The organism is Planomonospora algeriensis (genome assembly GCF_977012225.1).
The window spans coordinates 1-19,465 of the sequence record NZ_CDRNDK010000071.1; the positions used below are offsets into that span (position 1 = coordinate 1).

Here is a 19,465-nt window from a genome sequence, read left to right on the forward strand (position 1 = left end):
TGCGGTTTCAGGGCCGAACGTGGCATGGATCGGCCCGGAGCTGCGGAACGCAGGTGGCTGAACGTGATGAGCAATCCCGTCTGGTTGTGGAAGACCTGGCCGATCTACTGGCCCTGGCCCGATGCCGTGCAACGGATCGAGCCCTCCAGGCGACGATCCGGCGGATGTCGCTCCGGCATGACCAAGCGCCTCAACCTTCGGCGGTGAGGCTGGCCTGCGCGGCGGAGATGCTCGGTGTCAGCGTGCCCACGGTTCGTTCCTGGATGGCGCACGGGGTTCTGCAGGCCGTACCGGGAGAGAAGGTCACCAAGGTCTCCGCGACCTCGCTGGCCAGGGCGGTGGCCGTCGTCCGGGAGATGCAGGAGGGTGAGACCGGGCGCCGCAGGCTGGCGCGCGTCATCGATGCGCTGAGAGATCGCGACCTGCTCGAACAGGCCCAGGAGGCCGCCCGGGAATCAGAGGACCTCGTTGAGTACGGTGACGACGAGCTGACAGAGCTTCTCCGTCAGTGAGCAGGGGAAACCGACGATCCGGCGGCCGTGAGGAGCGATCGAAGTTCACCGTCCTGGTTCCCAAGAGCGTCGATGCGGTCGTACGCGACACGGGAACCCCTCGACGGGTGCGAGAGGCATTCGTCCAGGTGTATCGGGAGGTGGGACGGCGGGGGTGCGCCGCCGCGCACTACCGTCTGTCCGGTCCGGGGAACTGGCCGCGGTTCTGCGTGATCCGGCTGCCCGACGGGTGGAGGCTCGTCCTCTCCTTCCCTGAAGTGGACACCGTGGTGTTCCTGGTTCTGGACAGGCATGACAACCGCACGGATCCATACGCGTTCCTGGAGGAGGCGTTCGACCTGCCCGGACGTGCGGGCCAGGTGAAGCCGGCATGCTGCGGTGACGACGGTGGGCCACCGCTGACCGAAGATCAGGATCTGATGGCCGCGATCGACCAGCTGGTGCGGCGAAGGTTCTGAGCTCGAGAAGAGCGGTCGTCGGACCGGGCTGCCACCAGTGACTGTACTTCCCGTCGTAGGACGGGCCTTCCGGGGAACGGACAGGGCGGCCGCCGGAGGAGTGCGGCCGCCCTGGTCTCGGGGGGCGTCCGCCTGGCGGGGTTCCGCCGGGCGGGAGGGGGGACTACCGGGCGAGGGTCCCGTTGAGGATGAAGCGCTCCGGCTTGGGGTTGGGGCCGGGCGCGTCGGCGCCGATGAAGCCGACGGTGACCGAGCGGCCGGGCTTGATCACGCGGTTCCACTCCAGGTTCTTCGCGGTCACCGTCGCGCCGTCCTGGGACAGGTCGGCGTTCCAGTGCCGGCGCACCTGCTGGCCGCCGAGGAAGGACCACTTCAGGGTCCAGCCCTCGATCGGCTCGTCACCGGTGTTGGTGATGGTGATCTGGGTGTTGAACCCGTCGGGCCACTGGCCGTGGTTGGTGTAGGTCACCTTGACGTCGCCCGCCGGGACGGGGTCGGCGAGGAAGGAGGCGATCCAGGAGAGCGGGGAGTTCCAGTTGATGGTCAGCTCGTTGGTGGACCAGGACTCGATGTCGTCGAGGTAGCAGAACTGCGGCTTGCAGCCCTGGAGCTTGGCCTGCGCGACCGGGTCCTGGATGGCGGAGTTCGGGCCGCCCGACAGGGTGCCCTTCGGCGGGTTCGGCAGGTCGGGGTTGAGCTGGCGGGCGTACCAGCGGCTGTGCTGGTTCTCCGAGGCGACCTCGCCGTAACCGGTGACGTAGGACTGGTTGAGCGCGTTGCGGCCCAGGATGTAGTCCATGCCCTCCAGCACGGCCTCGCGGTACTTCGCCTCACCGCTGATGTCGTGCGCGACGGCCATCACGACCATGTTGTTCAGGATGAGGTTGTTGGAGCCCCAGTCGAAGTCCGGCGGGTTGTACGGTAGGCCGTACGCGCTGGCCTTCTGCGCCGCCAGGTACTTGTCCGCGCCCTCCAGCACCGAGGCGCGCACCCGGGCGCGGTCGGGCAGGGCGTTGGGCACGGCGGCGAGCTGGAGCCTGCCGAGCTGGGCGGTGTTGCCCCAGTCGAAGCCCCGGTCGCGCCAGATGTCGGCGGTGTGGTGCGGGGAGGCCAGGACGAAGTCCTTGAACTCCTTGTCGCCGGTGGTGATGTAGAGCTCGGCGGCGGCCCAGTAGAACTCGTCGGTCACGTCGTTGTCGGGGTAGGCGCCGCCGCCGGTGCCGTCGGCCGGGTCGGCGTAGCGGGCCGGGTCGGCCTTGGCCGCGGCCCACGCCTTCTTGGCCGCCGCGAGGTTCCGCGCGGCGAACGCGGCGTCGTACGGCGCGAAGAGCCGGGCCGCCTGGGCGGCGGTGGCGGCCAGGTTGAGGGTGGCGGCGGTGGAGACGGGGTGCAGCTCGCGCTTCTGCGGGTCGAGGTGCGGCAGGAGCGGCAGACCGGTCCAGGCCGCGTCGTGGATCTTGTGGTGCACCATCCCGGCGTGCGGCTTGCCGTCCGGGACCTGCATGCTGAGCAGGAACTCCTGCTCCCAGCGGGCCTCGTCGAGGATGTCCGGCACGCCGTTGCCGCTCTCGGGGATGTCCAGGTCCCCGTCGGCGTGCGTGCCGTCGGCCTTGGCCCGCTCGAAGGTGGACATGATCTGGTGGACGGAGATGCCGCCGTTGACGACGTACTTGCCGTGGTCGCCCGCGTCGTACCAGCCGCCCCGGACGTCGAGCGTGTAGTCGCAGACGCCGGCCTGGCAGGGCACCTGCGTGTCGCCCTGGTTCGGGGCGGCGCCGAGGTGGCCGGCGGGCCTGCCGTACCCGGGGCGCAGGCTGTCGAGGATCTCGATGCCGCTGCGCTGGGTGTAGTAGAACTTCAGCGCGTCGGTCTTCAGACCGTCGTAGAGGCCGGCGGCGATGTCGAACGGGCGGCTGGTCTCACCGTCGGCGGTGAGCGTGTAGCCGGTGCCGGCGGCCTCGACCGAGCCGAAGTCGATCGAGTGCACGTTCTGGCCGGAGCTCGCGTCCACGCCGCGCGGCACGGTCTCGCCCTTGGCGACGGTCTGGCCGTCGCGCTCCAGCTTCCACGCGACGGCCTCGGTCTTCTCGGTGACCAGGGTGGCGTTCTTCGGGCCGGACGGCAGGTAGCCGACCATGTTCACCCGGACGCGGGGACCGGTGTCGGGGGTGTAGACGTCGGGTTCGGCTCCGCCCTTGAGCGAGACGTTGTCCACGCAGAACCTCCAGGGGGTCGCGCTGCCGCCGACCTGGAAGGCCACCTGGGCGTTCGGCAGGTCCACGGGCGCGGTGAACGTGTACGAGTAGTCGTTGCCGGACACGCTCAGCTCAGGGTTGACCGCCAGGAACTGGGTCCAGGGGTCCACGGGGAGCTGGACCAGGGCCTTGGCGACCTTGCCGGGGGACGCGACGCCGAAGAACGAGAACTCATAGGTCTCGTCCTTGACCAGGGGGATGTCGTTCTGGCCGATGATGACGTCCCACGGGTTGGCGGTCTCGCCGGGGATGTCGGCGCAGAGTCGTCCGCCGTCGAGTTCGAGCGTGGTGTTGGCGGTGCTCCACCAGGGAGCGGTGCCGGTGTCGAAGGTGCCGTTGACGATCTGCTCGGGTCCTTCGGCGGCGGCGGCGGCGGCGGTCGCGGGGGCCGGGGCGAGTACGGCCGCGGCCAGCGCGGTGGAGAGGGTGAGGGTGAGCCAGGCGGGGGGTCTGATCACAAGGGGTCCTTCGAGAGGGTGACGCGACCATGTGGGAGCGCTCCCACGTACGGGGTCCACCGATTGTTTCCAGGCGGTTTCCGCGCCGTCAACGGAGCGGCGCCGCGATCTCCCGGCTGACCGGCCCGATGTCCGTTTTGCCCGATGAAACTTTCATGGGCGGCTCCCGGCGGCGGCTCAGGGCGCGGTCCAGTCGATGTCCGGGCCCTGCGGCACGATCCCGGTCGGATTGATGTTGGTCTGGGTCACGTAGTAGTGCCGCTTGATGTGGTCGAAGTCGGTGGTGTCGCGGAAGGCCGGGATCGCGTACAGGCGGCGCGCGTAGGCCCACAGCGCCGGATGGTCGACCAGGCGGCGGACCGCGCACTTGAAATGGGAGTGGTAGACCGCGTCGAAGCGGGCGAGCGTAGTGTAGGTCCGCACGTCGCTCTCGGTCAGCGCCTCGCCGTGCAGGTACGGCCGGCCGTCCGACAGCCGCTCCTCCAGCATGCCGAGCGTGGCGAAGACGCCCGTGACCGCCTCGTCGTAGGCCTCCTGGGAGGTGGCGAACCCCGCCTTGTAGACGCCGTTGTTGAGCCCGTGGAAGACGGCGTCGTTCAGCGCGTCGATCCGTCCGCGCAGCGGCTCCGGGTAGAGGTCGGGCGCGCCCTCGGCGTGCCAGGGGGCGAAGGCGGTCTCCAGGGTGAGCGTGATCTGCGGGTAGTCGTTGGTGACCAGCCGCTTCGCCGTACGGTCCCAGACGCAGGGCACGGTGTAGCGGCCCTGGTAGCCGGGGTCGCTCGCCAGGTAGAGCTCGGAGAGGAACTCGGCGCCGGTGACCGGGTCGCCTCCGGGTACGCGCCAGCCGCGCTCGTCCCTGATCGGGTCCACGATCGTCACCCCGACCGCCTCCTGGAGGCCGAGCAGCTCGCGGACGATGAGCGCGCGCTGCGCCCACGGGCAGGCGTAGGAGGCGTAGATCTGGTAGCGGCCGGGCTCGGGCGGGTGCTCGCCGCCCTCCTCGATCCGGGCGGTGAAGCGGTTGGGCTGGCGGACGAATCGTCCGTCGGCGGAGGTCTCACGTTCCAGCTTCATACTTCCGACCGTACGGGGACCGCCGCTTCCGCCCGAGGGGGACCCTGCGTAGAACATAATTCGGTTCAGCGGGCACAATCGGGGGCGACGAAGGGAGATCGGCGATGACCATGGTGACGCCGGCCAGCGAGGCGCAGCGGGACGCGTGGCGGAGCAAGACGCTGCCGGAGGTGGAGCGGGTCCGGCCGGGGCTGTGGTCGATCCCGGTGCCGCTGCCCATCCCCCTGCGGTACGTGCTGGTCTACGCGCTGGAGCTGCCCGGCGGGGTGGCGCTCGTGGACGCGGGCTGGAACACCGACGAGGCGTACGGCGCGCTGGCCGCCGGACTGAAGGTCGCCGGATACGAGATGACCGACGTCAGGGCGGTGCTGGTCACCCACATCCATCCCGACCACTACGGCCTGGCCGGGCGGATCCGGGAGGTGTCGGGGGCCTGGATCGGGCTGCACCCGGCGGACGCGCGCCTGATCCACGGCCGCTACGACTCCGAGGCCGTCGACGCGCTGGTGGAGCAGGAGCGGGCGCTGCTGAAGCGCTCCGGGGTGCCCGCGGAGACCCTGGACGAGCTGGCCGGCGCCTCACTGATGATCCGGCAGTTCGTGACCATGGCCGGCCCCGACCGGCTGATCGAGGACGGCGACCGCCTCGACCTGCCCGGCTGGGACCTGCGCGCGATCTGGACGCCCGGCCACTCGCCGGGGCACCTGTGCTTCGCCGAACCGGAGCGGCGGCTGCTGTTCTCCGGCGACCACGTGCTGGCGAAGATCACACCGATCGTGGCGGTGCACGCGCAGTCCGTGCCCAACCCGCTGGCCGACTACCTCGACTCGCTGGCGGTCGTGCGCAAGCTCGACGTGGACGAGGTGCTGCCCGCGCACGAGTACCGGTTCCTGGAACTGGCCGAGCGGGTCGACCGGGTGACGGGCCACCACGAGGAGCGGCTGGCCGAGATCGAGGCGCTGGTCGGCGGGAGCGGCGCAGGCGTCAGCTGCTGGGACGCGGCCACCCGGCTGACCTGGTCGCGGCCGTGGGAGACCATCCCGCCGCACATGCGCCGGGCGGCCAACAACGAGACCCTGGCCCACCTGGTCTGGCTGGAGGCGCGGGGCCGCCTGCGCCGCGTCTCCGGCGACCCGGACGAGCCCGAGCTCTGGCACCCCGCCTGATCCGCCCCCCTGCCCCGGGGGCGGGTGGTCGCCGGGTCGGTCGAGCCCGGCCCGCAGCCGATCGCTCCCCGCCCCGGGGCCGGGGCGTTCCGCACGTTTCTGCGGCGGTCCCCGTCCGCCTATTTTCATGCAAACCCAGTAGGAAATGTTGACTTAGCGATCCGGGATGCGTACCTTCATGGGCATGGGCCTTTACCTGACCCGGTGCGCGCACGTGGACTTCTGCCGCGTCGTCAGCGCCCAGTGTCTGTGATCACGAGCTGACGCGAGTCCCGTCCCCGGCACGGCCGCCGCTGCCCGTGCCCTCCCTCATGACGTGAGCCCTCCGGCGTGCGACCGCCCCGCGCGAGCATGCCCAGATTCCGCAAGGACCGAATCCCCGTGATCAGAACCAGACACGTCCTCCTCTCCGTACTGCTGGCCGGCTCCCTGGCCGCCTGCTCCGCCGCCACCGGCAACGGCGGCGAGGTCACCGAGATCCGCTACCAGGGCTGGGTCGGCCAGGTCACCTACCCCGAGCTCGCCGAGAGCCTGGGCTACCTCGGAGACCTCGAACTGAAGTGGGTCGGCAACACGATCTCCGGCCCGCAGGACATCCAGGCCACCGCGACCGGCCAGGTCGACGCCGGCGGCGCGTTCAACGGCGCGATCGTCAAGCTCCGGGCGAGCGGCGCCCGGGTCAAGGCGGTGGTCGGCTACTACGGCGTCGACAAGGAGGCCTACACCGGCTTCTACGTGCTGGACGGCAGCCCCGTCACGACACCGCGCGACCTGGTCGGCAAGAAGATCGGCGTCAACACCCTCGGCGCGCACAGCGAGGCCGTCACCAAGGAGTACCTCAAGCGGGGCGGCCTCACCCCGGAGGAGGTCGACAAGGTCGAGCTGGTCGTCGTGCCGCCGGTCAACACCGAGCAGGCGCTGCGGCAGAAGCAGATCGACGTCGCCTCGCTCAGCGGCATCCTCCGCGACAAGGCGCTCTCACGCGGCGGGATCCATCCGCTCTACACCGACGTCGACCTCTTCGGACCGTTCACCGCGGGCAGTTTCGTGCTCCGCGAGGACTTCATCGCGGAGAACCCGGACACCACGAAGAAGTTCGTGGACGCCTTCGCCAAGGCGGTCGAGTGGACGCAGTCGCGCCCGCGGGAGGAGGTGGTCGCCAAGTACAAGGAGATCATCGCCGGGCGCGGGCGGAACGAGGACGCCTCGGCCATCGACTTCTGGAAGAGCAGCGGGGTGGCGGGCAAGGGCGGGGTGATCGCCGACAGGGAGTTCCAGACCTGGATCGACTGGCTGGAGCGCGAGGGCGACGTCAAGCCCGGCCAGGTCAAGGCGGCCGACATCTACACCAACGAGTTCAACCCCTTCACGCCCGGGAGCACCTCGTGAACCGGGACCTCGACCGGCGGCGTGCCCGGACGGCGCAGCAGGAGGAACGATGACCGTCACCCCGACCCTGACCGAGACCCGGACGCACGGCCGCGCGGAGAGCCCGGCGGAGGACCGGGCGGAGGTCCAGGCGAAGATCGGCGTCCGCGAGGTCGGCAAGGTCTTCCGGATCCGCGGGGCCGACCGGCCCTTCACCGCGGTCGACGGCGTCTACCTGGACGTGCGGGACGGGGAGTTCCTCACCCTGGTCGGCCCGAGCGGCTGCGGGAAGTCCACCCTGCTCGACCTGATCGCCGGGCTCACCGCCCCGACCACGGGTCGGATCCTCATCGACGGCCGGGTCGTCACCGGCCCCGGCCTGGACCGCGGGATCGTCTTCCAGCAGTACGCGCTGTTCCCGTGGCGCACGGCCCTGGCCAACATCGAGTTCGGCCTGGAGGCGAAGGCCGTACCGAAGAAGGAGCGCCGGGAGCGGGCGCGGCACTACCTGGACCTGGTCGGGCTGACCGGGTTCGAGCACCGCTACCCGCACGAGCTGTCCGGCGGCATGCGCCAGCGGGTGGCGATCGCCCGCAGCCTCGCCTTCGACCCGGACGTGCTGCTGATGGACGAGCCGTTCGCCGCGCTCGACGCGCAGACCCGCGAGTCGCTCCAGGAGGAGCTGCTGCGCATCTGGGAGAAGACGAACAAGACCATCGTGTTCATCACGCACGGCATCGACGAGGCCGTCTACCTCGGTCAGCGGGTCGCGGTGATGACGTCCCGGCCGGCCGGATCAAGAAGGTCATCGACATCGCGTTCGACTCGCGCGAGGGCGACCTGCGCGCGGACCCGCGTTTCGGCGCCTACCGGCACGAGATCTGGACCCTGCTGCGCGACGAGGTCGCCGCGGCCCAGGAACAGGAGCGGACCATTGGCTGACACGCTCGCCGCCCCCGCGTCCGCACGGGGGGACGCGCCCACCGCCGACGACCGGGCGACCAACTTCTTCAAGGTCGCCGGGGGGCGCTTCCCGGCGCTGCCGCGGCTGTCGCTGCTGCTGCGCCGGACCGCGGCCCTCGTCCTGCTGGCCGCGCTCTGGGAGGCGCTGCCCCGGATCGGAGTGGTGGACCGGGTGTTCGCCCCGCCGCTGTCGGAGGTCCTGGTCGCCTGGTACGACCTGCTGGTCGGCGGTCAGCTCGTCGAGCACTTCCAGGCGTCCCTGATCAGGTCGCTGTCGGGCTTCGCCCTGGCCATCGCGCTGACCATCCCGCTCGGCCTGGCGATCGGCTGGTACCGGCCGGTCGCGGACTTCCTCAGCCCGGTGCTGGAGCTGTTCCGCAACACCTCGGCCGTGGCCCTGCTGCCCGTCTTCATCCTGATCTTCGGCCTGGGCGAGCCATCGAAGATCATATTCGTGTTCTACGCCTGCGCCTGGCCGATCCTGCTCAACACCATCAGCGGCGTGCGGACCGTGGAACCGCTACTGGTCAAGTCGGCCCGGTCCATGGGACTCGGACCGTTCCGCCTCTTCCAGAAGGTCATCCTGCCCGCCGCGGTGCCGACCGTCTTCACCGGCGTCCGGTTGGCCGGGGCCTACTCGATCCTCGTGCTGCTGTTCGCCGAGATGGTGGGCGCCAAGGCCGGGCTCGGCTACCTCATCCAGGACGCCCAGTTCAGCTTCCGCATCCCCGACATGTACGCCGGGATCATCACCATCTCCGTACTCGGCCTGCTGTTCAACCTGCTGCTCGTCACCGTGGAGCGCCGCTTCTCGACGTGGAGGACCACCTCATGACCACCCGCAAGCTGCACCTGAACGCCTTCCTGATGGGCGTCGGCCACCACGAGGCCGCCTGGCGGCACCCGCGGACCGAGCCCTCCCACCTCACCGACGTCCGGCACTACCAGCGGCTCGCCCTGGCCGCCGAGCGGGGCAGGCTCGACTCGGTCTTCCTGGCCGACGGCCTGGCCCTGCAGGGCGACGTCCGGCACAACGCGCTCGGCGGGCTCGAACCCCTCACCCTGCTGTCCGCGCTGGCCGCCGTCACCGACCACGTCGGCCTGATCGCGACCGTCTCCACCACCTACAACGAGCCGTTCCACGTGGCCCGCAAGTTCGCCTCGCTGGACCACATCAGCGGCGGCCGGGCCGGCTGGAACATCGTCACCTCCGCCGGCGAGGCCGAGGCGCACAACTTCGGGATCGAGCGCCCCGCGCACGCCGAGCGCTACGCCAGGGCGGCGGAGTTCCTGGAGGTCGTCACCGGCCTGTGGGACAGCTGGGAGGACGACGCGATCCTGGGCGACCGCCGGAGCGGGCGGTACGCCGACACCGGCAGGATCCACCCCCTCGACCACGCCGGCCCCCACTTCAGGGTGCGCGGCCCGCTGAACACCTCCCGCCCCCCGCAGGGCCACCCCCTGCTGGTCCAGGCCGGGTCGTCGGAGGGCGGCAAGGAGTTCGCCGCGCGCTTCGCCGAGGCGGTCTTCACCGCCCAGCAGACCCTCGCCGAGGGCCGGGAGTTCTACGCCGATCTCAAGGGCCGCCTGGCCCGGTACGGCAGGCAGGAGGGCGAGCTGCTCGTCCTGCCCGGCATCTCCCCGATCATCGGCTCCACCGAGCGGGAGGCGCTCCGCCTGGAGCGGGAACTGGAGGAGCTCATCACCCCGGCGTACGGCCTCACCCAGCTCTCCCACATGGTGGGCATCGAGCTGACGGAGGAGGCGTTGGACCGGCCGCTGCCGGACGTCTCCGCAGAGACGGAGGGGGCGCAGAGCCGCCGCAGGCTCGTCATCGACCTCGCCCGCCGGGAGCGGCTGACCGTGCGGCAGCTCCTCGGCCGCCTGGCGGGCGGGCGGGGGCACCGGGTCGTGGCCGGGACCCCGGAGCGGATCGCCGACGAGATCCAGACCTGGTTCGAGGGCGGCGCGGCCGACGGCTTCAACATCATGCCGCCGCTGCTCCCGAGCGGCCTGGAGGACTTCGTCGACCACGTCGTCCCGGTGCTGCAGGCTCGCGGCCTGTTCCGCACCGAGTACGGGGGCCGGACCCTGCGGGAGAACTACGGGCTGGAGCGCCCGGCCTCCCGCCACGCGCGGAAGGTCGCGGTGGCCTCGTGAACGCGCCGGGGGACACCGGAGCCGCAGGCGTGAACGCGCCGCGGGACGCCGGGACCGCGGGCACGCGGGGCAGGACCGCGGTCGCGCGCGGGGACAGGAGGAGCGCGGACGCCCGGCAGGGCGGGGAGAGCGCGGGCACGGGACGGGACCGGGAGACAGGAGGAGAGCGATGAGCGTCGTGACCCTGGTGGGCAACCCGCGGAGCGGGTCGCGCACCCACGAGGCGGCGGTCCGCGCCGCCGGGACGCTGGCCGGGCGCATCGGCCACGACGGGCCCCGCGAGGTCGTCGACCTGTCCGCGCTGGCGCCGCTGCTGCTGGCCCCCAAGGCGTCGTCCGGTGTGGAGGTCGCGCTGGAGCAGGTCGCCGAGGCGCGGGTGCTGGTCGTCGCCAGCCCGGTCTACAAGGGCAGCCACACCGGGCTGCTCAAGGCGTTCCTCGACCGGCTGCCGGGCGGGGCGCTGGCCGGGACCGTCGCCCTCCCGCTGCTGGTGCTGGGGGACGCCAGGCACTCCCTGGCGGTGGAGGTGCACCTGCGGCCGCTCCTGGTCGAGCTGGGCGCCGCGGTGCCCACGCCGGGCCTGGCCCTGCTGGAGTCGCAGCTGGCCGACCTGGACGCGCACCTCGGCCCCTGGGCCGACCGGGTGGCCCCCCAGACGGCCGCGCTCCTGGCGGAGCGGAGCGTGGCCCGATGACCGAGACGCTGCCCGGGATCGGGACGCCGGCAGGGATCGGGACGCCACCCGAGCGGGCGGTCGACGCGGAGGGGTTCCGCCGGGCGCTCGCCGTGCACGCGGCCGGGGTCGTGGTGGTGACGGCGCAGACCGAGGGCGTGCCGGTCGGCCTGACGGCCACCTCCTTCTCCTCGGTGAGCCTGGAGCCGCCGCTGGTCTCCTTCTACGTGGACCGGGCCTCGACCACCTGGCCCTGGCTCCGCCAGGCGGGGCACTTCGCGGTCAACATCCTGGCCGGCGACCAGGCCGACCTCGCCGCCCGGTTCGCCCGCAGGGGCATCGACCGCTTCGCCCCGCCCACGCGGTGGCGTCCCGGCCCGCTGGGCGTCCCCCTGCTGGGCGGGGTCTCCGCCCATCTGGTCTGCGCCCCGCACACCACCGCCGAGATCGGCGACCACGTCCTCGTCGTCGGTCTCGTGACCGAGGCCCGCCTCGGCGCGGAGCACCGCCCGCTCCTGTACCACCAGGGCCGGTTCGGCCGGTTCGCCCCCCACGTCTGACGTCTGGCCCCCACTCCTGACGGCTGGCGCCTGGCGTCAGGCGGCGAACGGCGAACGGTGAGGCCGCCACCGGTCATCGGTGACGGCCTCACACCGTCCTCTCTGCCGGACCGGCTCCGCTTCCGGCGGCGCCGGTCCTTCCGGTCCGGGCGGCGGTCAGCCGACGCGGAGCGTCAGTCCGTACGCCGAGAGGATCTCGTTGACCGGCTGGTGATAGGTGGTGCCGCCGGTGGTGCAGTTGCCGGAGCCGCCCGAGGTCACACCCTGGGCCTGGCTGCCGGAGATGAACGAGCCGCCGGAGTCGCCGGGCTGGGCGCAGACCGTCGTGCGGGTCAGGCCGCTGACCGTGCCCTGCGCGTACCGGACGCTGGTGTTGTGCTGCTGGATGACGCCGCAGCGCCAGCCGGTGGTCGAGCCGGAGCGGCAGATGGACGCGCCGACCACGGCCTGGGCGGATCCGCGGACGATGACGTTGGCGCCGCCCGAGCCCCGGACCCACGGCTGGGGGGTGTGGCCGGGGGTGGCGACCCACGCGTAGTCGTTGCCGGGGAACGAGGAGCCCTGGAAGGTGCCGGTCGGGTTGGTGGTCCTGGAGCCGGCCCGGCCGCAGTGCCCGGCGGTGACGAACCCGGGGGTGCTGCCGCGGGTGACGGAGAAGCCGACGCTGCAGCGGCTGGAGCCGATGTAGTAGGCCGCGCCGCCGATGATGTTCATGAAGGGCTGCGGCTGCTCGCCGGAGACCTCCACCCGGACCGTGCCGGCGTCCACGCCCGCGGCGGCCGCGAGCGCCTCGCCCGCGGCCTGGTCGGCGGCCTTGACCACCACGCTGTTGGTGGTGACGTCGACATACCAGAGGGCGGCGCCGGCCTTGGCCTCCTCAGGAGCCTGGTCGAGCCGGTCCTTGGCGGCGTTGAGCTGGGCCAGCGTCCGGGTGACGACCAGCGGCCGCGCGCCCTGCGCCTTGATCGCCTCGGTCTGCGCCGGGTCGGTGGTGGCGACGGTGAGCCGGGAGGCATCGCCGTTGAGCCAGGAACCGGCGTAGGCCTCGCCGAGGGAGGAGTTCAGGGAGGAGTCCGCCCGGGCGGCGCGTTCCTCGCTGGCCAGCCGGGTGACGGCCTGCTGCTCGCTGAGCCCGAGGTCGCGCTGGAGCGCCTCGAGCATCGAGGCCCCCGGCGCGGAAGGGGAGGGTCCGGACTGCGCGGAGGCGGTGGTCGTGGTACCGGCCAGGCAGAGGGCCACGAGGGCGGTCCCGGCCAGCAGGGAGCGTTGACTGAACATGTGCACTCCTGTGTGAGGGGTGCAGTCAAGGTATTCCGCGACCCGAGACCGTGTGACGTAGCAAAAGCTTCCTACCGCGGTGTTATGGGCCCGTGAGGTGTCCCGCGGGCGGCGGATCGGGTGGGAAAGGGCATCGTCGGCTTCCGCGGTCGGCGGTGGAGGCCTGGTGATTCAGGCGGGTGCGCCGCCGACGTGTCGGCCGGTGGCTGCGGGGAGCCGCATTGTTCTCACGACGGGTCAGGTATTCGTGACCTCCGTTCCCCTCGCCGGAGACCGCCGAATCATAATCCGCCGCCGCTGCGGGTGCTTTCACCGGAGAAAGTGAATCGGAACGGTCTGCGAATGCCGTACGTTCATCATCGAGGACGGTCGATCGAGCCCTCTGGAGGGCAATTGTCAGTCGAGGACCTGGTTGACCTGGGTCAACTCGTCATGGCGGGTCTCGCCTTTGTCATCGCGATTCAAACCATTCGGTACGCGGCCCGGCAGACCGCCGCGGTGGCGGAGCAGGCGAAGATCGGCAACGAGATGGCCGGCACTTCCAACCTGAACCTCGTCCTCGCCGGACATCAGCAGGTGATGCAGCTGCTGATCCACCATCCGGAGCTGTATCCCTACTTCCGTGAGTCCAAGCCGCCGCCTCGGCGCGGGAAGGTCCGGAACCGGGTCCTCGTGACCGCGGAAATGCTCGCCGATGTCCTGAACACGGGGATGCACGTGTCACGGCAGGTCCCCGCGGTGAACGGTGGCCTGGATCCGTGGGCCGGCTATTGCTCCGACGTGATGAGCACCTGTCCCGCGTTACGGGAGATGGTGGAAGAGCACCCGGACTGGTGGCCCAATCTCAGCGCTCTGAGACCGCGGCGTCCTGTGTAGGCGTCCATGCGGTGCCGAAGTCGCGCTGTGCTCCGATCGGCTCTTCTCTTCGGATGCCGGGCTCCGGCGCCGCCCGGCCTCACTCGGCGAAGGCCGTGGCCGACCGGCGGTCAGGCGAGGCGGACGGTGCCGCGGCCGGTGACGAGGGGCAGGTCGAGGAGGGTGCGGATGCCGGGCGGCGCGGCGCAAACGGCGGCGACGGCGTTGACCGCGTGGGAGGCGGCGCCGGACAGGCCGTGGGAGATCTCGTCGACGCTGAGCATCATCTGGGGCACACCCTCCAGGTGGACGGCGAAGCCCGGCTTCGGCCAGCGGCGGACCTTGGCGGCGTCGGCCTTGTAGACGCACTCCACGGTCATGAAGGGGCGGCCCCGCACCAGGCCGGAGAACGTCCAGCGGGAGGCGCACACCGTGCCGGGGCGGACCGTGCCGGCGGCGATCTCGAACTCCTCGGCGGCGATCTCGAACTCGTCGCTCTCCTCCACCTCGTCCAGGGTCACGCCCAGCGCCGAGGCCACGAACTGCACGCTCTCGGTGAAGAGCGCCCGCTGGAAGGCGCGGAACGGGCGCACCGCGGCCGCGTAGTCCTTGGCGGAGAGGGTGAAGCCGACCAGGTCGACGACGGTCTGCCGGGACGGGTGGCCGCGGAAGTCGGAGCACTCGCGGACGTAGACGTGGTCGATCCGGCTCGACAGCCCGGTGAGCGCCAGGGGCAGCAGGTCGCTCATGAAACCGGGGTTGATGCCGGTGCCGTGCAGGGAGACCCCGCCGGTACGGCAGGCGGCCTCCAGCCGCTCCACCAGTCCGGGACCGTACGACTGCGGGTGGACGAAACCGGTGGTGGTGATGACGTTCTTGCCCGAGGAGAGCAGGGCGCAGATGGTCTCCACGTCGGTCGTGGGGTCGCCGCCGAAGTAGGAGGCGGGCAGCGGCATGTGCAGCACGCAGTCGGCGTCCAGGGCGAGGATCCGCTCGACGTCGTCGGTGCAGGACACGCCGGTCGGGGGCAGGCCGACGATCTCGCCCGCGTCCCTGCCGACCTTGTCGGGGTCGTAGACCAGCACCCCGGCGAGTTCGAACTCGGGACGGGTGATCAGGCTGCGGAGGGAGTAGCGGCCGACGGCGCCCGTGGCCCACTGGACCACGCGGAGGGGCGGAGATGCGGGCATGCGGGCCTCCAGCCCTGAGCTCATGGGCGGGGCCGTGCCTTCAAGTGCGTCGTCGTCGACCCACGCCAGGTGCGGGCCAGAAACTTTAGCAGGGATTCACCCTGTTGTTCACTGTCCGCGACGCCACCGAATGCGGGCGTGTCGCCGTCGGCGGGGCCCGTGGCTTCGCGGGGAGGGGCAGGCTATCCTGCTTCCGACTAGAACTTTATTCTCGTGGGAGGGCTGCTCATGTCAGAGCTGCGGTTCGACGGCAGGGTCGCGGTCGTCACCGGTGCCGGGCACGGCCTCGGCCGGTCGCACGCGCTGTCACTGGCCGAGCGCGGCGCCAAGGTGGTCGTCAACGACCTCGGCGGCGCGCTGGACGGCACCGGCGCGTCCACCGGCCCGGCCGCCGAGGTGGTCGAGCTGATCACCAAGAACGGCGGCGAAGCGGTCGTGAGCGGTGACGACGTCGCCACCCCGGAGGGCGCCAAGGCGATCGTGCGGTCCGCGATCGACGCCTTCGGGCGGGTCGACATCGTCGTCAACAACGCGGGCATCCTGCGGGACAGGTCGTTCGGCAAGATGAGCGTCGAGGAGTGGGACGCCGTCATCGCCGTCCACCTCCGCGGCGCGTTCCTGGTCACCCACGCGGCCTTCCCCTACCTGAAGGAGCAGGCCTACGGCCGGATCGTCAACACCTCCTCGCCCTCCGGCCTGTTCGGCAGCTTCGGCCAGGCGAACTACTCCACGGCCAAGATGGGGCTGGTCGGCCTGACCAAGACCCTCGGCCTCGAGGGCGCCCGGGCGAACATCCGGGTCAACGCGATCGCGCCGATCGCCTGGACCCGGATGACCGAGTCGCTGCTGCCGGCCGAGTTCGAGGCCAGGTTCACCCCGGAGCGGATCAGCCCGCTGGTGGCGTATCTGGCGCACGAGTCCTGCGAGACCAGCGGCGAGGTCTTCAGCGTCGGCGCCGGCCGGGTCGCGCGGGTGTTCGTCGCGGAAGGGCCGGGCTGGAAGCAGGACGACCACACCGTTGAGGACATCAGGGACAACTGGGAGGCCATCATGGCCGAGCAGCCCTACCTGACACCGACCACCCTCGGCCAGCAGTCGGGCGCCTCGATGAAGGCCATGCTCTAGCGCCCTGCCCGGGCGTTCCGGTGCCCTGCCCGGCCGTTCCGGCCTCCTGACCGGGCGGGCCGATCGGGTGACCGGAGTCCGGGGCCGCCGTGCGGCACCGTCTCCGGCGTCTCCGGCGACACCGTCTCCGCCGCCGCCGTCGCCGGCGGAGACGGTGTCCTGACCGCCGCGACGGTGCGAGACCCCGGACTCACCGCCGAACCGGACGGAACGTCAGTCCCAGTCGTCGATCTTGGTGTCGTGGGGGTGCGGAGCGCCCTTCCCGGTCTCGATCAGCGACTTCAGGCTCATCAGATAGACCGCCCACTTGGTGCTGCAGTGGTGCATGAACTCCACCGGCTCCCTCCAGCCCTCGTGCTTGAAGAGGACGATGGTGCGGTCGCCGGCCCGGCCGAGGCCCCAGTCCACGTGTGTGCCGATCCATTCCTCGGGCCCGTCGACCACCTCCCACCGCACGCGCTCGCCCGGGTGGAGTTCGAGGACCTTCATGTCGAACCCTCCGGCCTCGAACCGGAACCGGAGCACGCCGCCGAGGCTGCCGCCTTCGCCCTGCGTGTCGGCCGTCCACCAGCCGGCGAGTCCTTCGATGGTGGTCAGGGCCGTGTAGACCTCGGCCGCCGACGATTCGATGCCCACCCTGTGCAGGATGTCCGCCATTTTCGAGCCCTCTTTCCGATGTCAGTTCTCGTCTGGATCCTGTGGATTCACCGTTGCGCGTCGTGCGGGTCCTCGCCGCGCTGGATCGCCTCGGCGATCCGCCTGATGCGCTGGAGCCTGGCGTCCCAGGCCGCCCCCACCGAGGACAACTGGGCGACCGCGCGCGCGAGCCGCGCCTCGTCCACCCGGTATCTCTTCTCCCGCCCGGTGGGCGACGCGTGCACCAGGCCGACGCGGTCGAGCACGCCGAGGTGTTTCGCGATGGCCTGCCGTGTCACGGGCAGCCGTTCGCTGAGGCTGGTGGCGGTGCCGCTGCCGTCCGCCAGGAGGAGGTCGAGCATCCGCCGACGGGTCGGGTCCCCGACCGCGGACCACAGGTCGTCGTCGACGGCGGCGGTCACGGGGTCGACACCAGCCGCGCGGCGTACTCCCCGAGCCGGGGGACGAAGACGTCCCAGCCGGCGATGTGATCGCGGTACTGCTCCGCCAGCTTGGCGGCCTCCCAGCCCATCTCCCGGAATCCGGTCTCGGTGAGCCGGACCCTGGTGCCCGTGCCCGACGGGACGAGCTCGAAGGTGATCAGCAGGGAGTCGGCGGAGGCGCTGACCCGGCCGTCGGGGTAGCACCAGCGGAATGAGAACAACCGGGGCGGTTCGGCGTTCACCACGGTGATCGGGAGGACGTCGACCCTGTCGCCCCAGACGAGCTCGCCGACGGCGCCGGGAGTCGCCTCGAAGGCGGCGTCGTCGGTCCACCACTGCGAGATGTGCTCGGGGCGACTGACGACCTCGTAGACCACCTCGGGTGAGGCGTCGACGTGGATCTCGCGCTCGATGCTGCCGTACTCCATGCTCTGCGTCCCTCTCGATGTGCAACTTTTGGTTGCGCTTCACGTTAGCGCACGCTCCACTATCGAGCAACCATTGGTTGCGTCTCACGGGAGACCCGACCCCGGAGTCCTGACCGCAGGTGCCCTTTCTTTTGCTGAAATCAGCGAAAGTGTGACGGTCACCGATAAAAGGGTCTTCACAAGCGACCGGAAGGGGGTTAGCTTCTGCATCACCAACTCCGAATCCCGGATGTTGGGAGCGTCCGAGACGGGAGGGCCCGTGTCCGGAGACACCCCTCTGCTGCTGATGCGGGGCATCGTCAAGCAGTTCCCCGGCGTCCGCGCCCTGGACGGCGTCGACCTGGAGGTACGGCGCGGCGAGGTGCACTGCCTGCTGGGTCAGAACGGCGCGGGCAAGTCCACCCTGATCAAGATCCTCTCCGGGGCGCACCAGCCCGACGAGGGCGTCATCACCCTGGACGGGCAGGAGACGCGCCTGGCGACGCCGACGGCCGCGATCAGGGCCGGCGTCTCCACGATCTACCAGGAGCTCGACCTGGTCGACGGCCTCAGCGTCGCCGAGAACGTCTTCCTCGGCCACGAGCGCGCCAGGCTCGGCTTCGTCCGCTCCGGCGAGGCCAACCGCGCCGCCCACGCGATCCTCGCCCGGCTCGGGCACCCCGAGATCCGCCCGTCCACCGAGGTCGGCCGGCTCTCGCCGGCCGCCAAGCAGATCGTCAGCATGGCCCGCGCCCTCTCCCACGACACCCGGCTGATCATCATGGACGAGCCGTCGGCGGCCCTGGCCCACGACGAGGTCGCCAACCTCTTCCGGATCGTCCGGGAGCTGACCGGTCAGGGCGTCGCCGTCGTCTACATCTCCCACCGGCTGGAGGAGATCCGGGAGATCGGCGACCGGGTGACGGTCCTGAAGGACGGCCGGACGGTGGCGGTCGGCCTGCCCGCCCGGACCACCCCCACCTCCGAGATCGTCTCCCTGATGACCGGCCGCACGGTCGAGTACGTCTTCCCGCCGCGCCGCCCGCGCCCCGGAGCTGACCCGGAGGCACCCGAGGTGCTGAGGGTGGAGGGGCTCACCGCGCCGGGGGTCTTCGCCGACGTCTCCTTCACGGTCCGGGCCGGCGAGATCGTGGGTCTGGCCGGACTGGTCGGCTCGGGCCGGTCGGAGATCGTCGAGGCGGTGTACGGCGCGCGCCGCGCCTCGGGCGCCGTCGTGCTGGACGGGCGCCCCCTGGGGCGCGGCGGCGGCACGACGGCCGCCGTCCGGCTCGGCATGGGCCTGGCCCCGGAGGAGCGCAAGGCCCAGGCGCTGCTGCTGGACCAGAGCGTCACCCGCAACATCACGCTGGCCGGTCTCGGCCGGTACTCCCGGTTCGGCTGGCTCGACCGCCGCCGCGAGGGCGCGGAGGCGCGGCAGCTGATCGAGACCCTCGGCATCCGGCCCGCCGACCCGGACCGGCCGGTCCGGACGCTGTCGGGTGGCAACCAGCAGAAGGCGGTGCTCGCCCGGTGGCTGGTCGGCGACCGCCGGCTGCTCCTGCTGGACGAGCCGACCCGCGGCGTGGACGTGGGCGCCCGCGCGGAGCTGTACGCCGTCATCCGCAGGCTGGCCGACACCGGGATCGGCGTGCTGCTGGTCTCCAGCGAGGTGCCCGAGGTCCTCGGCCTGGCCGACCGGGTGCTGGTGGTCCGGGAGGGCCGGATCATCCACGAGTCCGACGCCCGCGACCTGGACGAGCGCCGGGTCCTCGACATGATCATGGAAGGGAGTGCCCTGTGACCGACACCCGCGGGCCGCGGGCCGGCGAGGACGCGAAGGGCGGTGCGGAGGTGCGGGCCGGGACGCCCGCGCAGGGGCGGGGC

The 19,465-nt window shown here is 71.4% G+C and carries 17 protein-coding genes and 2 pseudogenes; 12 read left to right on the forward strand and 7 right to left on the reverse strand.

Features of this window, described 5'->3' with window-relative positions; all coding sequences use genetic code 11:
• Positions 1-203 precede the first annotated feature (203 nt).
• Both ACWJ6R_RS10715 and ACWJ6R_RS10720 read left to right on the forward strand, forming a co-directional pair.
• Complete coding sequence (locus tag ACWJ6R_RS10715; protein ID WP_449062071.1) at positions 204-512, forward strand: hypothetical protein; 309 nt, start codon at positions 204-206, stop codon at positions 510-512.
• Between the two features lie 257 nt (positions 513-769).
• The gene (locus ACWJ6R_RS10720) at positions 770-970 is read left to right on the forward strand and encodes a hypothetical protein (protein WP_449062072.1); all 201 of its coding nucleotides are present in this window, start codon (positions 770-772) and stop codon (positions 968-970) included.
• A 163-nt stretch (positions 971-1,133) separates the two neighbouring features.
• On the opposite strand, the gene ACWJ6R_RS10725 is transcribed toward ACWJ6R_RS10720, so the two are convergent.
• Entirely contained in the window at positions 1,134-3,683 is a 2,550-nt protein-coding gene (locus ACWJ6R_RS10725) for a glycoside hydrolase family 9 protein (protein ID WP_449062073.1), read from the reverse strand.
• A gap of 177 nt (positions 3,684-3,860) precedes the next feature.
• The gene (locus ACWJ6R_RS10730) at positions 3,861-4,757 is read right to left on the reverse strand and encodes a glutathione S-transferase family protein (protein WP_449062074.1); all 897 of its coding nucleotides are present in this window, start codon (positions 4,755-4,757) and stop codon (positions 3,861-3,863) included.
• A gap of 104 nt (positions 4,758-4,861) precedes the next feature.
• Between ACWJ6R_RS10730 and ACWJ6R_RS10735 the strand changes: the two genes are divergently transcribed.
• The 7 genes and pseudogenes from ACWJ6R_RS10735 (at position 4,862) to ACWJ6R_RS10765 (ending at position 11,647) form a co-directional block, all read left to right on the forward strand.
• On the forward strand, positions 4,862-5,923 hold the full coding sequence (locus ACWJ6R_RS10735; protein ID WP_449062075.1) for an MBL fold metallo-hydrolase: 1,062 nt from the start codon (positions 4,862-4,864) through the stop codon (positions 5,921-5,923).
• A gap of 381 nt (positions 5,924-6,304) precedes the next feature.
• Positions 6,305-7,312, forward strand: coding sequence for an ABC transporter substrate-binding protein (locus ACWJ6R_RS10740; protein ID WP_449062076.1), 1,008 nt, complete (start codon positions 6,305-6,307; stop codon positions 7,310-7,312).
• Positions 7,313-7,361: 49 nt separating this feature from the next.
• Positions 7,362-8,233: pseudogene (locus tag ACWJ6R_RS10745) on the forward strand (ABC transporter ATP-binding protein).
• Between the two features lie 337 nt (positions 8,234-8,570).
• Positions 8,571-9,089, forward strand: a pseudogene (locus tag ACWJ6R_RS10750) (ABC transporter permease); the annotation flags it as partial.
• Positions 9,086-10,414, forward strand: coding sequence for an LLM class flavin-dependent oxidoreductase (locus ACWJ6R_RS10755; RefSeq protein WP_449062077.1), 1,329 nt, complete (start codon positions 9,086-9,088; stop codon positions 10,412-10,414). The pseudogene ACWJ6R_RS10750 and the gene ACWJ6R_RS10755, both read left to right, overlap by 4 nt.
• Positions 10,415-10,583: 169 nt before the next feature.
• Positions 10,584-11,108, forward strand: coding sequence for an NADPH-dependent FMN reductase (locus tag ACWJ6R_RS10760; protein WP_449062078.1), 525 nt, complete (start codon positions 10,584-10,586; stop codon positions 11,106-11,108).
• Positions 11,105-11,647, forward strand: a complete 543-nt coding sequence (locus tag ACWJ6R_RS10765) for a flavin reductase family protein (RefSeq protein WP_449062079.1) — start codon at positions 11,105-11,107, stop codon at positions 11,645-11,647. Before ACWJ6R_RS10760 ends, ACWJ6R_RS10765 begins: the two co-directional genes overlap by 4 nt.
• 156 nt (positions 11,648-11,803) lie before the next feature.
• Here the strand turns inward: ACWJ6R_RS10765 and ACWJ6R_RS10770 are convergent, their stop codons facing one another.
• Positions 11,804-12,925 (reverse strand): S1 family peptidase, encoded by a 1,122-nt coding sequence (locus tag ACWJ6R_RS10770; RefSeq protein ID WP_449062080.1) that lies wholly within the window; start codon positions 12,923-12,925, stop codon positions 11,804-11,806.
• Positions 12,926-13,318: 393 nt separating this feature from the next.
• On the opposite strand from ACWJ6R_RS10770, the gene ACWJ6R_RS10775 reads away from it, so the two are divergent.
• Positions 13,319-13,801: a hypothetical protein gene (locus tag ACWJ6R_RS10775; protein WP_449062081.1), complete on the forward strand. Its 483-nt coding sequence runs from the start codon at positions 13,319-13,321 to the stop codon at positions 13,799-13,801.
• A gap of 110 nt (positions 13,802-13,911) precedes the next feature.
• On the opposite strand, the gene ACWJ6R_RS10780 is transcribed toward ACWJ6R_RS10775, so the two are convergent.
• The gene (locus ACWJ6R_RS10780) at positions 13,912-14,970 is read right to left on the reverse strand and encodes an NAD(P)H-dependent amine dehydrogenase family protein (protein ID WP_449062082.1); all 1,059 of its coding nucleotides are present in this window, start codon (positions 14,968-14,970) and stop codon (positions 13,912-13,914) included.
• 228 nt (positions 14,971-15,198) lie between these two features.
• On the opposite strand from ACWJ6R_RS10780, the gene ACWJ6R_RS10785 reads away from it, so the two are divergent.
• Positions 15,199-16,095: an SDR family oxidoreductase gene (locus ACWJ6R_RS10785; RefSeq protein ID WP_449062083.1), complete on the forward strand. Its 897-nt coding sequence runs from the start codon at positions 15,199-15,201 to the stop codon at positions 16,093-16,095.
• A 213-nt stretch (positions 16,096-16,308) separates the two neighbouring features.
• Here the strand turns inward: ACWJ6R_RS10785 and ACWJ6R_RS10790 are convergent, their stop codons facing one another.
• The 3 genes from ACWJ6R_RS10790 to ACWJ6R_RS10800 form a co-directional block, all read right to left on the reverse strand.
• The gene (locus ACWJ6R_RS10790; RefSeq protein WP_449062084.1) at positions 16,309-16,731 is read right to left on the reverse strand and encodes an SRPBCC family protein; all 423 of its coding nucleotides are present in this window, start codon (positions 16,729-16,731) and stop codon (positions 16,309-16,311) included.
• A gap of 68 nt (positions 16,732-16,799) precedes the next feature.
• Positions 16,800-17,153, reverse strand: coding sequence for an ArsR/SmtB family transcription factor (locus tag ACWJ6R_RS10795; RefSeq protein ID WP_449062085.1), 354 nt, complete (start codon positions 17,151-17,153; stop codon positions 16,800-16,802).
• Positions 17,150-17,602, reverse strand: a complete 453-nt coding sequence (locus ACWJ6R_RS10800) for an SRPBCC family protein (protein ID WP_449062086.1) — start codon at positions 17,600-17,602, stop codon at positions 17,150-17,152. The genes ACWJ6R_RS10795 and ACWJ6R_RS10800 overlap by 4 nt, the downstream gene beginning before the upstream one ends.
• A gap of 286 nt (positions 17,603-17,888) precedes the next feature.
• Here ACWJ6R_RS10800 and ACWJ6R_RS10805 point away from each other — a divergent pair, with 286 nt between their 5' ends.
• Entirely contained in the window at positions 17,889-19,382 is a 1,494-nt protein-coding gene (locus ACWJ6R_RS10805; RefSeq protein ID WP_449062087.1) for a sugar ABC transporter ATP-binding protein, read from the forward strand.
• The last annotated feature ends 83 nt before the right edge of the window (positions 19,383-19,465 follow it).

What these genes read in the sequence shown, in the direction of transcription:
- ACWJ6R_RS10730 (WP_449062074.1), bottom strand. Translation starts at nt 4,757, where the DNA reads ATGAAGCTGGAACGTGAGACCTCCGCCGACGGACGATTCGTCCGCCAG.
- ACWJ6R_RS10735 (WP_449062075.1), top strand. Translation starts at nt 4,862, where the DNA reads ATGACCATGGTGACGCCGGCCAGCGAGGCGCAGCGGGACGCGTGGCGG.
- ACWJ6R_RS10755 (WP_449062077.1), top strand. Translation starts at nt 9,086, where the DNA reads ATGACCACCCGCAAGCTGCACCTGAACGCCTTCCTGATGGGCGTCGGC.
- ACWJ6R_RS10760 (WP_449062078.1), top strand. Translation starts at nt 10,584, where the DNA reads ATGAGCGTCGTGACCCTGGTGGGCAACCCGCGGAGCGGGTCGCGCACC.
- ACWJ6R_RS10765 (WP_449062079.1), top strand. Translation starts at nt 11,105, where the DNA reads ATGACCGAGACGCTGCCCGGGATCGGGACGCCGGCAGGGATCGGGACG.
- ACWJ6R_RS10770 (WP_449062080.1), bottom strand. Translation starts at nt 12,925, where the DNA reads ATGTTCAGTCAACGCTCCCTGCTGGCCGGGACCGCCCTCGTGGCCCTC.
- ACWJ6R_RS10780 (WP_449062082.1), bottom strand. Translation starts at nt 14,970, where the DNA reads ATGCCCGCATCTCCGCCCCTCCGCGTGGTCCAGTGGGCCACGGGCGCC.
- ACWJ6R_RS10785 (WP_449062083.1), top strand. Translation starts at nt 15,199, where the DNA reads ATGTCAGAGCTGCGGTTCGACGGCAGGGTCGCGGTCGTCACCGGTGCC.
- ACWJ6R_RS10800 (WP_449062086.1), bottom strand. Translation starts at nt 17,602, where the DNA reads ATGGAGTACGGCAGCATCGAGCGCGAGATCCACGTCGACGCCTCACCC.
- ACWJ6R_RS10805 (WP_449062087.1), top strand. Translation starts at nt 17,889, where the DNA reads ATGCGGGGCATCGTCAAGCAGTTCCCCGGCGTCCGCGCCCTGGACGGC.